The sequence below is a fragment of the Nostoc sp. MG11 genome (genome assembly GCF_014904695.1).
In the GTDB taxonomy this organism is placed as follows: domain Bacteria; phylum Cyanobacteriota; class Cyanobacteriia; order Cyanobacteriales; family Nostocaceae; genus Komarekiella.
Genome location: NZ_JACXXN010000011.1, coordinates 40122 through 55735, shown reverse-complemented (window position 1 = coordinate 55735; position 15614 = coordinate 40122). Strand labels below are relative to the sequence as shown.

Genomic DNA, 15614 nt, shown 5'->3' with positions numbered 1-15614 from the left:
AAATGCTCACTTACACAATACACAAAAACTCTCTCAAACTCTTGCTCTCTGCGACTCTGCGCCTCTGCGTGATACAAATTCCTTTTAAAACCACTCCCACTCAAACTAGAAAAAATTGTGAAATCCTCCCTCTTTGACCTAACAGATAAAGTTGCCATTATCACAGGCTCCGCACGAGGCATCGGCAGAGCAATAGCTCAAGGATTAGCATCTGTAGGCACAAAAGTTGTAGTTGCTGATATCAAAGTAGCGGAATCAGAAAAAACTGCACAAATGATTCAAGCAGCTGGAGGCGAAGCGATCGCAATTCCCACCGATGTTAGAAACCGCCAAGATTGTTTACGCCTAATTGAGCAAACCGTAGCCCACTACCACAAGCTTGACATCATGGTATGTAATGCAGGCATTGACATCATCAAATCGGCGGCTTCTTTAGAAGAATTAGAGTGGGATGACATCATCAACGTCAATCTTAAAGGATACTTCCACTGCGCTCAACTAGCGGCTCGACAAATGATCAAACAAGGGACAGGCGGCTCGATTATCATGAACTCTTCGATCGGCGGCGTAGTGGGAATCAATGGCTCAGCGGCTTATACAGCAGCCAAAGGAGGGGTAAATTTACTAGTGCGATCGCTAGCTCTAGAATGGGCAGATCATCAGATTCGAGTCAATGCTTTTGCTCCTGGCTATATCGACAACATCATGGAAGGTACCGAAACATTTCGGCGATCGCCAGACGAGGATCAGCAACATCTGAGCGCCGTGATTCCCATGCAGCGACGCGGGAAACCAGAGGAACTCGTCGGCCCAGTGATATTTCTCGCCTCAGAAGCAGCCTCTTATGTGACGGGGGCAGTTTTGATGGTGGATGGGGGATACAGCGCGATGTAAGGCAGGTAAAAGAAGTTTCCTGGAGTACAACTATGCGAAGATTGATTACATTTACTGCTATCCGCCGTCGGCGATCGCCAGCTATTATCGGATTTATCCTGGCGATCGTTCTAGTTAGTTGCGTCCAAACTAACTTGCTCTACAAAACAGTAGCCGGATCTCAAATCATCGTTAGTAGTTCTATTGAACCCAACACCTTTAATCCTCAATTGATGGAGCAGGGAGTAGGGATTTTAACTTACCTTTATGAAGGTTTGATTCGTGAAAATGGTCGAGGGAAAATTGAACCAGCTTTAGCGCGATCGTGGAATATTTCTGAAGACCAAAAGCAAATTATTTTTACACTTAGAAAAGGACTTAAATGGTCAGATGGCGAACCGCTGACTGCCGATGATGTAGTGTTTACTTATAAAGATATTTATACAAATCCCACTATTCCTTCTTATGCCAAGGATTTTTTGCAAATAGGCAAAACTCGCAGTTTTCCTACAGTGAGAAAACTAGATAATTGGCGGGTTGAGTTTACCCTTCCAGAACCTTTTGCCCCCTTTCTTCGCACAACAAAACTAGAAATTTTACCCGCTCATATCCTGCGATCGTCCATCACTACAAAAGACTCCGCAGGTAGACCGCTATTTCTCTCAATTTGGGGTACAGATACTCCACCCAATCAAATTGTTAGTAATGGTGCTTATAAATTAGAATCTTATGCTCCAGGTGAGCGGATCACCTTTCGCAAAAATCCCTATTACTGGCGTCAAGATGCTCAAAGTCATACTCAGCCTTATATTGATCGCATTGTTCAAAGTACAGTCAGTAATAATGATACGGCGTTAATCCAATTTCGTTCTGGAAGTCTTGATTTTATTGATGTAAATCCTAATTATTTTTCATTATTGAAACGAGAAGAAAAACAGGGAGAATTCACAATTTATAATGGCGGTTCTCAAACAGGAACCACAGCTATGATGTTTAATTTGAATACAGGACGCAGAAATGGTCAGCCTCTAATTGATCCCATTAAATCTCGCTGGTTCAATACAGTGGAATTTCGTCAAGCCGTTGCTCATAGCATCAATCGCCCGCGTATGCTCACCAATCTCTTTGGAGGAGTAGGAGAACTGCAAAATTCACCGATCGCAGTGCAAAGTCCTTACTATCTCTCTCCAAAAGCAGGTTTACCAATCTACGACCATAACCCTCAGAAGGCAAAAGCGTTACTGGTCAAAGCAGGTTTTCGCTACAATAATCAAGGTCAATTACTCGATGTCAATGGTAATCGAGTCCGGTTTACGCTTACTGCCAATGTCGCTAATAAGGTGTTGCAAAACATGGCTCCACTGATTCAAGACGATTTGAATCAGATAGGAATTCAGGTAGATTTAAATTTGATTGCAGTGGGATTGGTTGTAGACAAATTAACAAATCGTCTGGATTGGGATTGCCAAATTCTTGATGGTTTCCCAATGACAATAGAACCCAACGAAGCAGTAAATATTTGGTCTACAGTCGGTAACTGGCATTTTTTTAATCGCCAACCCCAAGCCGGACAAAAGCCAATTACTGGGCAGCAGATAGCAGATTGGGAGCAAAAAATTGCCGATCTCTACATTCAAGGTGCAGCATCAAATGAAGCAAAGCGCCAACAGATTTATGCAGAAACTCAACAGCTTAGTCAGGAATATCTACCGTTTATTTATCTAGTCAACTCCTTATCAATGGTATCTGTGCGAAATCGCATTCAAGGCGTAAAACACTCTGCTTTACAAGGAACATTTTGGAATGTTTATGAACTGAAAACTAATACTAGATCCCGGACTTCTTAAAGAAGTCGGGGATCTGAACACCGCGCAGAATTACGAAGAGGAATTTTTTACTGATGAACCCAATCAAAGAACGTGAACCCCAGATAATTGTTACTACGCCGATTCCCGTCATCGATTTCCATACGTTTATGGTCGGTGATATTGTTGCCAAGCAAGCAGTTGCCGATCGCATTTCGTCTGCTATTCAAGAAGTTGGATGTTTTTACCTCAGCAATTCTGTACCTCAGACTTTAGTTGAGCAAGTGTTTGCTCAAGCTCAGAGTTTTTTCGCATTACCAGATGAGGAGAAAAACCGAGTAAAACTTGCTCCAGGAACTAGTCGAGGCTATGTTGCTCGTGGTAAAGAGCGAGTATTGCTAGAAGCATTCAATTTTGGTTTAGATATTGCAACCGATGAAGCGGGTGTAACTCACCAGAGGTTTGGTGAACCAAATCGATGGACTGAAGACCAAAGAGAGTTTCGCCAAGTGCTATTGGAATTTTTTACAACTTGTCGTGATACGTCTTTCAGTATTTTACAAGCGCTGGCGATCGCCTTAAAACTACCAGAGTCCTATTTCACGGATTTCCATATTGAGCGGAATTTCAACACCTCCATAAATCACTATCCATCTGTGAGCCGACCTCTTTCTCCCGCAGAGACTCGGTTTGCTGAACACACAGATTACGGCAGTATTACCTTAATATTTCAAGATGAGACAGCTGGACTAGAAGTTTGCACCAATGCAGGGGAATGGATTGCAGCGCCCTACCTCCCTGGTAAAGTTCTGGTTATCCTCGCAGATTTAATGCAGCGCTGGACAAACGACAAGTTTCCCGCCACAAAACATCGAGTTCCCCTACCCTCCAAATTCCCCACCAATCCCAGGTACTCGATTATCTATTTTGAGTCCCCTGATTACGATGCTGAAATTACTTGCTTAGAAAATTGCTTAGAGGAAAACGCAACTCCTAACTATTCACCAATTCGTACCCATGAATATATCAATCAAGTCGCAACAGGAGGCTATACATCTGAAAAAAAATAGACATCTCCCACAAAAAATGTAGAGACGTAGCAGTGCTACGTCTCCACTCCACATCCTGATTCATACATCAATTATCATTTCTAAAAATTTTAACGATGATCTCAATAAACGAACTTTCAAAAGAATCTATTGTTTCAACGGCGATTCCCGTCATTGACTTCCATCTATTTTTGGTAGGTGACACGGTTGCTAAAGAATTAATTGCCAATCAAATCGCCAGTGCTTTACAGGAGATGGGATGTTTCTACCTGAAAAATCATGATATAAGTGCAACTCTAATTGCTCAAACCTTTGCTCAAGCCAAGCATTTTTTTGCACTGCCGTTAGAAGAGAAAAAACAGATAGCCTTAACAGAAAAGTGTCACCGAGGATATATCCCTATGGGGATGTCAAGCATACTTAGCGAACAATTTTACTTTGGTAGAGAAATGAATCCAGAGGAATTGGATAAGCTAAATCATCCTTTTCACCAACCTAACCAATGGCTGCAAAATCAACCAGAGTTTCGTGAAGCGATGTTGCAATTTTTCACAGCTTGTCACGCAAGTACCCTAAAAGTCCTTGAAGCCTTGGCCATTGCTTTGAAACTGCCAGAGTTCTATTTTGCCGAGTTACATTCTGAGCAAAATCATGCTATGGGTTTGCATCACTATCCTGCTGCATCTGAACCTGCCAAAATCCAAAATATTCGCCTGGGAGAACATACAGATGGGAATACTATCACTTATGTGTTTCAGCATGAGGTAGAAGGGTTAGAAATTTGTAGCAAAACTGGAGAACGAATTCCAGTTCCCTTAATTCCTGATACGGTTGTCGTCATGGCAGGAGAAATTTTGCAACGATGGACAAACGATAAAGTCTATGCCACAAAGCACCAAGTTGCAATACCGTATGCATCCCAACTTATCCAGCCAAGATATTCATTTGCATTTTTTGCGTCTCCTAATAATGCTGCCGAAATTACCTGTCCTAAGAGTTGTTTAGAGGCAAATAAAACTGCAAAGTATCCACCTATTTTGACAAGCGAATTTTACACACAAAGAAATAATAATAATACATCGATTTTAATTACCTCTAAAAATTAAACTTCAGGCAAAATTGCTAATTTCATCTCTCTGCGCCTCTGTCTTGAAAAGTTTCCTACGGCGGGAAACCCGCCTACAGAACTTTTCGCTGCGCCTCTGCGTGAGACAAAAATAAATTATTTATTATCAAGGCTACCTAACAATGAATGTAGATATTTTAAAAAAAATAGTGCCAAGACCACTAGTTATGTTTATTTATAGCTTAATTTTTATACTGGCTTTGATTTCGACTGCTGGATTAATCAACACGGTTTCACCCTCTTATGATACTCCTCAAAGTCTTGGTGATATCAGCACTAAATTTAAATATTTTGCTAAATACAAAGATGATTATGATGTTATTTTTTTAGGGCCAAGTACCACATATCAAGGAGTTATCCCCAAAATATTTGATGAAACAATGGCAGCAAATGGTAAGAGTATCAGGTCTTTCAACTTTGGAATCATGGCGGCAAATGTAGCTGAAATGGATTTCTATTTACAAAAGATTTTAGCTTTAAAACCAGCAAACTTAAAATGGGTATTTTTAGACTGCTTAGTTGACTTTTTCATGGAGGATTCACCAACTTCGATTAAAAATGTTTACTGGCATACTCCTCTAAAAACGATAGAAAATTTTCGATTAATCATTGAATCAACATCTAATTTAAAAGAAAAGATTAACGGTTTTTATGCAAATTCAATAAGTTTTATCTATCGGTGGTTAGGAATTGGCTATTTTTCTAATTTTTGGCAACAACAACCTGAAGTATTACCAAAGGGAATATCTGGTGAAAAATTAATACAGGAAGCTGGATATTATGCAATGGATTGGCTGGAAAATAGTGTAAAACGGAGAGAAATTTTTCTATCAAATTCTTTGGAGAGTTATCAACAGCAACTAAAGCAATCAAAATCAGGAGTTTTTGTTCGAGGAAATATATCTACATATCCACTTAACTCCTATGCAATTAAAATTCTTAAAAATATAGCTTATCGAATTGATCACCAAGAAAAAATCAGTCAAATCAAAGTTGAACCAATTTTCTTTATTCCTCCAGTACTCAATACTGATTTTGACAATTCTGCTATTACAAAATCTTACAATATAGGATATATCCCGACCCTATTTGCTTTTAATAATCCTAATACTTTCACCACGTTATATGAAGTTGATCGCCGCTCTGATGGAAGGCATTTAAATCACCAAGGCGCTCAAGAATTCACACGCGCCTTGGCAGCAAAGTTTTCTCAGCATCTTAAGTTATCTCAAGAGGACATATACCATCAATTGCCTATATCTATAAGTTCAAATTGATTTGGTAGGAGTTAATTTACCCATTAGAATAAATATAAATATGGTTTTTACAGAATTTCGTTTTGTCTTTTTCTTTATTATTATTTTCTGCATCTACTGGGCTTTACAGAAACACAATCATCGTAAAACCTGGTTGCTAATTTGTAGTTACATCTTCTATGGAGCTTGGGATTGGCGCTTTCTTTCTCTGCTTTTACTCTCGACAGTCGTTGATTACTTTGTCGGTTTGATGCTAGCTAGACCACAACAAGAAATTCAAACAAGCGAGGCACTACAACACGGAGAAACTACAAACAGATGGATAAACCTATTTTCTTGGGATGCACTGCTGACTAAACCAATAAATCAGCAACAGCGCCAAGCATGGTTGGCACTCAGTTTAGTTGTCAATCTAGGATTATTAGGATTTTTTAAGTACTATAATTTCTTTGCTGACTCTGCCTCAAACTTATTAATTTTTTTGGGGCTACCTATTAGTATTAAAACCCTTGAAGTCATTCTTCCAGCAGGCATTAGCTTTTACACATTTCAAACTCTGAGCTATTCAATTGATGCGTATCTGGGTAAACTCAAACCTATTAGAAGTTTTTGGGATTTCGCTTTATTTGTAACTTTTTTCCCTCAACTAGTTGCAGGCCCTATTGTCCGCGCATCTACTTTTTTGCCTCAACTCTTAACCCCGAAAAATTTAAATAATATTGATTTTCGGGGATGTTTAACGCTTTTTTTGGTGGGATATTTTAAGAAAGCTTGTATTTCAGATAATCTCTCTCCATTGGTAGACCAGTATTTCACGAATCCAGAAATTTATACCGTCTTAAGTTGTTGGATTGCCGTGATTGCTTTCGCTATACAAATATACTGCGACTTTTCTGGCTATTCAGATATGGCGATTGCCTGTGCAGGTTTACTTGGATACAAGCTACCTCTCAACTTTAATTTCCCCTACCTTTCCAGCAATGTTACTCAGTTGTGGCAACGTTGGCATATAACCCTCTTCACCTGGCTGCGAGACTATATTTATAGCCCTTTGATGAAAATGCGACCAAAGGAGCAACGTACAGAACTCTTTAGGTCTAGAAATATTCTCATTCTGATGCTTACCTCTGGACTATGGCATGGTGCTGCTTGGCATTTTGTCGCTTGGGGAGGGTTGAATGGCATTGCTTTAGTAGTTCACAAGCAATGGTTATCTTGGATTGCTCCCTACAAGCGACTTTTGCCGCTGAGAAATATGTTAGGCACTCCCCTCACGTTTTACTGGTTTTGTGCCTCTGCAATCTTCTTTCGGAGTAACGATCTGGGCAGCGCTATGCAAATCGAGAAATCTTTTGTATTCCTGAATTCTCCTGGCTCTCAAAACCTAGACATTCAAATTGGATGGATTTTCATACCTTTAATAATCATGCATTGGGCAGCCTATAAAGGTTGGTTTGCGGACTGGTGGCAGAAAATTCCTAAATGGAGTTTTGCCGTTTTCTATGGGGTGTTAGTTTCAACAATACTTCGGTTTGCAGCAATCAGTCCTCAACCCTTTGTCTACTTTCAGTTTTAGTGACCGTTAGCAATAAACCTTTTTTAAAATTAAAAGCTATGAGCAAGAATACTATTTTGCAACCAATCAAATCTTTCCTTGACTATGTGTCATTTAATTTGCAATATGAATTGATGCTTTTATCTTTTCGAGGTAAAAATAGAAAAGAAGTTTTTGATGATATATATTATCGTAATAGGTGGGGCGATCGCGAATCTGTGTCTGGCAGAGGTTCTAATCTTCAACAAACTTTAGTTATCATCAAAAAGATACCAGTTTTGCTAGAAAAGCTTGATGTCAAAACAATGCTCGATGCTCCTTGTGGAGATTTTTATTGGCTAAAAGAAGCACAATTAAATCTAGATAGATACATTGGATGTGATATTGTTGCCGAATTAGTTACCGAAAATCAACGTCGTTACGGCAACGAAACTAGAGAATTTATCAATCTCGACCTAGCAACAGATGCACTCCCTCAAGTTGATTTGATTTTCTGTAGAGATTGTCTAGTACATCTCTCATTTAAAGATGCTCTTGCTGTAATTAAAAACTTTAAAAAAAGCAAGTCTCAATATTTGTTAACTACAACTTATCCGGGAATACTTGAAAATAAAGATATTGTTACGGGTGATTGGCGAGCAATCGATTTACAATTACCTCCGTACAACTTTCCCGATATGCTCGAAATCATTGATGAAGAAACGACTGAAAGAAAAGACTACAAACAAAAGAGTTTGGGTCTATGGAAATTGAGCGATATAGAGTTATAAATTAAGCCATTATATCTATAAGAAAAATGCATATTCTGGGAATTTCAGCTTATTACCACGATAGTGCCGCCGCCTTAGTTACTGATGGTAACATTGTTGCTGCTGCTCAAGAGGAGCGTTTTTCTCGCAAAAAACATGATGCGAGATTTCCCAAAGGTGCGATCGCCTACTGTCTCAAACAAGCAGGAATTCGATTGCAACAAGTAGACCAAATCGTTTTTTATGACAAGCCATTAGTTAAATTTGAGCGGCTACTAGAAACCTATCTCGCCTACGCGCCCAAGGGTTTGCGTTCCTTTATTGCCGCGATGCCAGTTTGGCTCAAGGAAAAGCTTTATCTCAAAACGCTCTTAAAAAAAGAACTGGCGACCCTCGGAGATTGCAAAACAGCGCAATTGCCCCAACTTTTATTTACTGAACATCACCAGGCTCACGCCGCTTCTGCCTTTTTTCCCAGCCCCTTTGAACGGGCGGCGGTACTGTGCCTTGATGGCGTAGGAGAATGGGCAACTACCTCAGTTTGGTTAGGAGAAGGACATCAACTAACTCCCCAATGGGAAATCGATTTTCCCCACTCTTTAGGGCTGCTCTATTCTGCCTTCACCTACTACACAGGTTTCAAGGTCAACTCTGGGGAATACAAACTCATGGGTTTAGCACCATACGGTGAACCCAAATATGTAGACCATATCCTTAACCATCTCTTGGATCTCAAGGAAGATGGCACTTTTCGGTTGAATATGGACTACTTCAACTACACCACGGGGTTGACCATGACCACCCCGAAATTCCATGCACTGTTTGGCAGTCCACCGCGTGAAAGTGAAGGTAAACTGACCCAGCGAGAGATGGATTTAGCTCGTTCTATCCAACACGTTACCGAGGAAGTCGTTTTGCGTTTGGCAAGAACGGTTAAGAAGGAACTGGACACAGATTACCTTTGTTTAGCCGGCGGAGTTGCCCTGAATTGCGTCGCTAATGGACGTATTTTGCGAGAAACAGGTTTTCGGGATATTTGGATTCAACCCGCCGCCGGAGACGCCGGGGGTGCAGTTGGAGCAGCATTAGCTATTTGGCATCAATATAATGATAAGCCTCGCAGTCTCAGGGACGGGGATGCCATGCGGGGGGGCTATCTAGGCCCCTGCTTTGGAACAGGAGAGATTAAAAACTATCTCCAGTCTGTGAATGCGCCCTATCAATATCTGGAAGATGACAAACTCATGCCTGAACTTGCCGAAATTCTAGAGCAAGAAAATGTTGTGGGTTGGTTTTCTGGAAGGATGGAGTTTGGGCCACGAGCTTTGGGTGGTCGTTCAATCGTCGGTGATCCTCGCAGTCCCAAGATGCAGTCGGTGATGAACCTGAAAATCAAATACCGTGAATCTTTCCGTCCCTTTGCCCCTTCCGTCTTAGCAGAACAGGTTTCCAACTACTTTGAAATTGACCATTCCAGCCCTTATATGCTTCTGGTTGCACCCATCAAAGCCGAGTTGCGGATTCCCATGACAACACAGCAGGAGGAGTTGTTTGGCATTGATAAGTTAAACGTGAAGCGATCGCAAATTCCCGCCGTTACCCATGTAGATTACTCGGCTCGAATTCAAACCGTTCATCAACAAACCAATCCTCGATACTATGATTTGCTGCGTCATTTTCAGGCCAAAACAGGCTGTGCAGTTTTGGTGAACACATCATTTAATGTTCGGGGTGAACCGATTGTGTGTACCCCAGAAGACGCCTATCGCTGTTTTATGAGAACGGAGATGGATTATTTGGTACTGGAAAACTTTCTCCTCGCCAAATCTGATCAACCCCAGATACACAAAGATGAATCTTGGAAAACAGAATTTGAATTAGATTAACGCCGATGAACGAAATACAACAACTTGATCGTAAAGGACTACGGGATTTTGGACTAATTGGCGGTGCGATCGCGGCTGGTTTATTCGGTAGTCTACTACCTCTAATACACCATGAGTCTTTACCCATTTTACCGTGGCTGATCGCCGCCATCCTTTGGGTTTGGGCCCTTATAGCCCCCACCACCCTCAATAGTATCTACCAAATTTGGATGAGGATTGGTCTAGTTTTAGGCTGGATTAATACACGCATCATTTTGAGCATTGTTTTCTATGCTTTATTGATGCCAATGGGTCTAGTGATGCGGGGTGTGTTCCGTCAAGATCCAATGAAAAGAAAGTTAGATGCTGATTTAGCAACTTATCGCGTTATCAGTCAAGTAAAACCTAGAGAAAAAATGGAGAAACCTTTCTAATGTTTGAAACAACACAAGACTTCCTCAAAGATTTATGGGGTTTTCTAAAAGAACGCCAAAAATTCTTTCTGCTTCCACTCATCGTCACACTATTGCTTTTAGGTATCTTGATTGTCTTCGCACAATCATCTGTGCTAGCGCCCTTTATTTACACACTCTTTTGAGGAATGTGAGGTGACAACATCATCATTATCATTAAAACGTTGGGTAACGGTAACATTGACCCTCAGTTTATTACTCGGCGGAATTGTCTTGGGGTTGGCTGTCGTTGAAATCGGCTTACGCCTTGCCGGAATTGAATACAGGACATTTTATACCGTTGAAGAACAGAGAGGATGGGCAGGACGACCATACACGGCTGGGTGGGTGCGTGACGAAGGGGAAGCCTATATCCAATACAACAGTGAGGGTTTTCACGATCAAGAACATCCGCAGGTTAAGCCAGAGAATACCTTTCGCATTGCTTTGCTAGGAGATTCTTTTACAGAAGCAGTACAAGTGCCACAAGCACAAGGAATTGCAGCAGTCATCGAACGCGAACTTAAAAATTGTTCTACCTTAGCAGGTCGTGACGTAGAAGTGATGAACTTCGGAGTGAACGGTTATGGAACCGATCAAGAATTGCTCACCCTGCGAGAGAAAGTCTGGAATTATTCACCAGATCTCGTACTTTTGAATTTCTATCCTGGCAACGATGTCATCAACAACTCCCGCACTCTCACCCAAAAAATGGTGAGTATGACTGCTATGGATGATAGCGCTCTCATGAAACCCTATTTTGTTGAGAAAGATGGTGATTGGGTGGTTGATGACACGTTTGTGAATATGGATATCTATCGTTCACAAAAGTCATGGTGGCATCAAGCCTATCTCAAAGTTCAAGACCACTTGCGGATTTTACAGGTTTTAAAACAAGCAAAATACGCTTTGCCACTTCCTCATCAAGATCACAAAAAACCAGACTCCCAAATTGCAACTAAGCCTGCAACACTGTCTCCGTTCACTGACCCTGAATGGCAAAATTTCTTGAAGCAAACAGAATGGCTTGCCTATAACACCGCAACTGATCCTGAATGGCAACAAGCATGGCAACTAACAGAAGGACTAATTCGCTCAATTCATCATGAGGCAATTACCAAGAAAGCAAATTTTGCTGTGGTGACGCTAACAACTCCACTGCAAGTTAATCCCGATCCTACCGTGCGTCATCATCAGGAAGTATCAGGGGTGACAGATTGGTTTTACCCAGAAAAGCGGATCACAGCGTTAGGAGAACGGGAAGGTTTTACTACTATCAATCTAGGACAATCTTTTCAGGCTTATGCCGAACAGAATAACGTTTGTTTGCACGGGTTTGATAATACTTTTCGCTGCAACGGACATTGGAATGCTTCAGGACATCAGTTAGCAGGAGAAATAGTAGCTAAAACACTCTGTAAACAGGGATTGAATAATTCGTAATTCGTAATTAATTCAAGTCTCATGCAGCCTTATATCAATTCGCTATGATGATGTATTTAATATTTATTAAACGAACTGCCAAGACGAGCCAGTGCGTTGGGCGGCTCTGCCGACTTGTTCGCTCTTAGCGTTCCCGTAGGGTAGCAACTGGCGTGCCAAGTACGCCAAGGTAAAAGGAGCAATCATAATCATTAAGTGTAAGTTTACAGAGAATTGGTATTACGGATCTAAATTCATGCAAAAAATAAAGCCTTGGCTACAAAATTTATTGCTCATGCTGGCTGGAATTATAGTTGGGCTGTTAATCGTTGAAACTTTTGCCATTACTACCGGAGTTGCTGCCCCGCAGAAGTCTAAGGCGCAAATTTTCTATGATTTTATTGAACCTGACGCTCAATTAGGCTACAAACCCAAATCAAATCTTCGGGACTTTAATACTGTTTGGAAAGAAGCAAAAGTTGCAGAGGTTGCTAATACAGATAGTTATGGATTTCGTAATGTGGGCAGAGATTACACAAAATCTAACTTGTATTTTATTGGAGATTCCTTTACATGGGGTCAATGGGTCAGTGAAGAAAAAACATTTCCCAGACTTGTCGAATCAGAACTTAAACAACCAGTAATTAATTTAGGCGTTCCGGGTTATTCTTTTGCCCAATATGAAACATTATTTAATGAATTTATAGCTAAATATAAACCTAATACAGTAATCTTATCTATAGTTGCTAATGATTTAACTAATTATTCAGCAGATATTGGTAAAAAGATATACAATACTCTTAAAGAAAGAAGTTTTTCACCCTGGTATGAAAAAACGTTTTTATATCAGTTTGTATTGAAAAATAACAAAACAAGCTTGCAGGTACCTATCTCTAAAGAAGCAAAAAATGGTTTAACTCTGTTTAATTTATCGCTGGCGCAACCTGAATCAGGTATTGGTGTAGATAGCGATTATTTGACATCTGATGGTGTTGTAAAAGTAGAAGCGGCATTATCACGAATCATTAAATTATCCAAAGAAAATCAAGTTAAGCTGTTTGTTTTTCTTGTACCTTCAAAAGAATCATCATATATCAATGATTATATTGAATTGTTCCCTGATGATATAGCCTTGCTAAAAAATGAAGAAGTTGGGTATCAACGGTTATGTGCTATCGCTACATCAGAAGAGGTAACTTGTGTAAATTTAACTGATAATTTTAGGAAAAATAGTAACCAAGAAAAGCTTTATTTTGATATCGATGGTCATTGGAATTTTGCGGGACATCAATTAGCCGCTAAGGTAATTTTAAATACTCTAAATAATTCGTAATTCGTAATTCGGTTCCAAGTTCTTAACTTAGTTATAAAAAAATCAAAAGCAAATGACAACAAGCCAAACAACTACAGAGGAAATATCTAACGAGATGCCGACGGTTGAAATGGAACCCCAAGACGCTTCTCGACGTATTCCCTATCCTCCACCAACCCCATATCCGATGATGGGTGCTGCTTCAACAGAAGAGATGCCATCTTTTGCGATGGATGGCCAGAATCTTGGGGGCTACTCTCAGTACGGTGTTGCTGCTACTTCTGGGGCAGAAAATCGGCTAGATGTCTTTACCATTGGTAAGGATAGCGCTATGTACCACAAAAAGTGGGATGGCTCAACCTGGAGTGATTGGGAAAGGCTGGGGGGGTACTGTATTGCTGCACCAGCAGCGGTTTCTAGAGGCGAGAACCTGATTGATACCTTTGTGATTGGAGGCGATCGCTCCGTCTACTACAAGTACTGGAATGGCTCAATCTGGAGTGATTGGCTAAATCTTGGGGGTTACTCTCAGTTTGGTGTCGCGGCTGCTTCTTGGGGAGAAAATCGGCTGGATTTGTTTATCGTCAACTGGGATGGTGCGATGTACCACAAGTATTGGGATGGCTCAATTTGGAGTGATTGGGAAAAGCTGGGTGGTTACTGTATTTCTACACCAGCTGCGGTTTCTTGGGGATTAAACCGGATTGATACCTTTGCCTTGGGAAGCGATCGCGCCGTCTACCACAAGTGCTGGGATGGCTCAAACTGGGTTGGTTGGGAAAAACTCGGTGGCTACTCTCAGTACGGTGTCGCTGCTACTTCTGGAACGGAGAATCGGCTAGATATTTATATCATTGCTCGTAATGGTGCAGTGTATCACAAGTACTGGGACGGCTCAAACTGGGTTGGTTGGGACAATCTTGGTGGCTACTCTATTGCTGCATCGGCTGCGGTTTCTTCACAAGCAAACCGTGTTGATAGTTTCGTTCTGGGTAGCGATCGCGCAGTTTACTACAAGTGGTATGGCGTAGCTGGCAAAGCCTAATCCAATAAAGTTCAGCTAAGGCTTAACTCTTTGTCAAAGTCAGTTTTTTAACGAACCGCCAAGGACGCATTCGCGTAGCGTCTCGTAGAGAAGAACGCAAAGGAAGAGAAGGAAGAGAAGAAGCCAATGACAACAAGTTATTCAACTACCGCAGCAATTTCTCATGATCAATCCACTGGAGGTATGCCATTTCCGGTAATGAGTCCGGCCGCAACAGCGGATATGCCAATATTTTCCACGGATGGGGAATATTTAGATGGATACTGTCAGTATGGTGTAACAGCCGCTTCTTGGTCAGAAAATCGGCTAGATGTTTTGATCACCGCTAGTATTGGCCCTCTGTGGCATAAGTGGTGGGATGGCTCAACTTGGAGCGATTGGCAAAGACTCGGAGGATACTGTATTTCCTCGCCAGCGGCGGTTTCTTGGGGGCTAAACCGCATTGACACCTTCGTTTTGGGTAGCGATCGCGCCACATACCGCACATGGTGGGATGGTTCAAGGTGGAGCCGTTGGGAAAACCTTGGAGGATACTCTCACTATGGTGTCGCCGCCGCTTCTGGTGGTGAGAATCGGCTAGATATTTTTACTGTTGGCATTGATGGCGCAATGTACCACAAACGTTGGAATGGTTCAGCGTGGAGTGAGTGGGATAATCTCGGAGGTTACTGTTTTGCTGCACCGGCTGCGGTTTCTCGCGGGACGGACTGCATTGATACCTTTGTTTTGGGGGGGGATGGCGCGATATACCACAAGGGGTGGGATGGCTCAACTTGGAGTAGTTGGGAAAACCTGGGAGGGTATTGCCAGTACGGTATTGCCGCAACTTCTAATGCTGAAAATCGGCTAGATATTTTTACTGTTGGCTGTGATGGTGCAATGTATCGCAAGACATGGGATGGTTCCATCTGGGGTGATTGGCAGCATCTCGGTGGTTACTGTACTTCTGCACCGGCTGCGGTTTCTCGGAGCCTGAACCGGATTGATACCTTTGTTGCGGGTGGCGATCGCGCTGTGTATCACAAGTGGTATTAGAACATCGATTCAGAGTTAGAACAAAAAAGCCGAGTTCCTTTAAGTAGCAAAATTGCCTTTTCAATAACAT

General features: G+C 41.5%; 14 protein-coding genes. All 14 read left to right on the top strand.

Annotation, left to right across the window (positions count from 1 at the left end):
• The first annotated feature begins 117 nt into the window (after positions 1 to 117).
• The 14 genes from HCR01_RS17295 (at position 118) to HCR01_RS17230 (ending at position 15544) form a co-directional block, all read left to right on the top strand.
• Positions 118 to 894 carry an SDR family NAD(P)-dependent oxidoreductase gene (locus tag HCR01_RS17295; RefSeq protein ID WP_193197372.1) on the top strand — a complete coding sequence of 259 codons (777 nt, stop codon included), beginning with the start codon at positions 118 to 120 and terminating at the stop codon, positions 892 to 894.
• A gap of 32 nt (positions 895 to 926) precedes the next feature.
• Positions 927 to 2720 carry an ABC transporter substrate-binding protein gene (locus HCR01_RS17290; protein ID WP_193197371.1) on the top strand — a complete coding sequence of 598 codons (1794 nt, stop codon included), beginning with the start codon at positions 927 to 929 and terminating at the stop codon, positions 2718 to 2720.
• 53 nt (positions 2721 to 2773) lie between these two features.
• Positions 2774 to 3748, top strand: a complete 975-nt coding sequence (locus HCR01_RS17285) for an isopenicillin N synthase family dioxygenase (RefSeq protein ID WP_193197370.1) — start codon at positions 2774 to 2776, stop codon at positions 3746 to 3748.
• Between the two features lie 95 nt (positions 3749 to 3843).
• Positions 3844 to 4833, top strand: a complete 990-nt coding sequence (locus HCR01_RS17280; RefSeq protein WP_193197369.1) for an isopenicillin N synthase family dioxygenase — start codon at positions 3844 to 3846, stop codon at positions 4831 to 4833.
• Between the two features lie 142 nt (positions 4834 to 4975).
• Positions 4976 to 6130, top strand: coding sequence for a hypothetical protein (locus HCR01_RS17275; RefSeq protein ID WP_193197368.1), 1155 nt, complete (start codon positions 4976 to 4978; stop codon positions 6128 to 6130).
• A 40-nt stretch (positions 6131 to 6170) separates the two neighbouring features.
• Positions 6171 to 7685 (top strand): MBOAT family O-acyltransferase, encoded by a 1515-nt coding sequence (locus tag HCR01_RS17270; protein WP_193197367.1) that lies wholly within the window; start codon positions 6171 to 6173, stop codon positions 7683 to 7685.
• Between the two features lie 38 nt (positions 7686 to 7723).
• On the top strand, positions 7724 to 8434 hold the full coding sequence (locus tag HCR01_RS17265; RefSeq protein WP_193197366.1) for a class I SAM-dependent methyltransferase: 711 nt from the start codon (positions 7724 to 7726) through the stop codon (positions 8432 to 8434).
• Positions 8435 to 8460: 26 nt separating this feature from the next.
• Positions 8461 to 10299: a carbamoyltransferase gene (locus HCR01_RS17260; protein WP_193197365.1), complete on the top strand. Its 1839-nt coding sequence runs from the start codon at positions 8461 to 8463 to the stop codon at positions 10297 to 10299.
• Positions 10300 to 10304: 5 nt separating this feature from the next.
• On the top strand, positions 10305 to 10712 hold the full coding sequence (locus HCR01_RS17255; RefSeq protein WP_193197364.1) for an SxtJ family membrane protein: 408 nt from the start codon (positions 10305 to 10307) through the stop codon (positions 10710 to 10712).
• The gene (locus HCR01_RS17250) at positions 10712 to 10876 is read left to right on the top strand and encodes a DUF5989 family protein (RefSeq protein ID WP_089089699.1); all 165 of its coding nucleotides are present in this window, start codon (positions 10712 to 10714) and stop codon (positions 10874 to 10876) included. The genes HCR01_RS17255 and HCR01_RS17250 overlap by 1 nt, the downstream gene beginning before the upstream one ends.
• 10 nt (positions 10877 to 10886) lie before the next feature.
• Positions 10887 to 12173: an SGNH/GDSL hydrolase family protein gene (locus HCR01_RS17245; protein ID WP_193197363.1), complete on the top strand. Its 1287-nt coding sequence runs from the start codon at positions 10887 to 10889 to the stop codon at positions 12171 to 12173.
• Between the two features lie 235 nt (positions 12174 to 12408).
• Positions 12409 to 13485 (top strand): SGNH/GDSL hydrolase family protein, encoded by a 1077-nt coding sequence (locus HCR01_RS17240; RefSeq protein WP_193197362.1) that lies wholly within the window; start codon positions 12409 to 12411, stop codon positions 13483 to 13485.
• A 52-nt stretch (positions 13486 to 13537) separates the two neighbouring features.
• On the top strand, positions 13538 to 14509 hold the full coding sequence (locus HCR01_RS17235) for a carbohydrate-binding protein (RefSeq protein ID WP_193197361.1): 972 nt from the start codon (positions 13538 to 13540) through the stop codon (positions 14507 to 14509).
• Between the two features lie 126 nt (positions 14510 to 14635).
• Complete coding sequence (locus HCR01_RS17230; protein WP_193197360.1) at positions 14636 to 15544, top strand: carbohydrate-binding protein; 909 nt, start codon at positions 14636 to 14638, stop codon at positions 15542 to 15544.
• Positions 15545 to 15614: the final 70 nt, after the last annotated feature.

Excerpts from the sequence above, each read along its gene's own strand:
- HCR01_RS17265 (WP_193197366.1), top strand. The coding sequence starts at position 7,724 with ATGAGCAAGAATACTATTTTGCAACCAATCAAATCTTTCCTTGACTAT.
- HCR01_RS17235 (WP_193197361.1), top strand. The coding sequence starts at position 13,538 with ATGACAACAAGCCAAACAACTACAGAGGAAATATCTAACGAGATGCCG.
- HCR01_RS17280 (WP_193197369.1), top strand. The coding sequence starts at position 3,844 with ATGATCTCAATAAACGAACTTTCAAAAGAATCTATTGTTTCAACGGCG.
- HCR01_RS17270 (WP_193197367.1), top strand. The coding sequence starts at position 6,171 with ATGGTTTTTACAGAATTTCGTTTTGTCTTTTTCTTTATTATTATTTTC.
- HCR01_RS17290 (WP_193197371.1), top strand. The coding sequence starts at position 927 with ATGCGAAGATTGATTACATTTACTGCTATCCGCCGTCGGCGATCGCCA.
- HCR01_RS17260 (WP_193197365.1), top strand. The coding sequence starts at position 8,461 with ATGCATATTCTGGGAATTTCAGCTTATTACCACGATAGTGCCGCCGCC.
- HCR01_RS17230 (WP_193197360.1), top strand. The coding sequence starts at position 14,636 with ATGACAACAAGTTATTCAACTACCGCAGCAATTTCTCATGATCAATCC.
- HCR01_RS17250 (WP_089089699.1), top strand. The coding sequence starts at position 10,712 with ATGTTTGAAACAACACAAGACTTCCTCAAAGATTTATGGGGTTTTCTA.
- HCR01_RS17240 (WP_193197362.1), top strand. The coding sequence starts at position 12,409 with ATGCAAAAAATAAAGCCTTGGCTACAAAATTTATTGCTCATGCTGGCT.
- HCR01_RS17275 (WP_193197368.1), top strand. The coding sequence starts at position 4,976 with ATGAATGTAGATATTTTAAAAAAAATAGTGCCAAGACCACTAGTTATG.
- HCR01_RS17285 (WP_193197370.1), top strand. The coding sequence starts at position 2,774 with ATGAACCCAATCAAAGAACGTGAACCCCAGATAATTGTTACTACGCCG.
- HCR01_RS17255 (WP_193197364.1), top strand. The coding sequence starts at position 10,305 with ATGAACGAAATACAACAACTTGATCGTAAAGGACTACGGGATTTTGGA.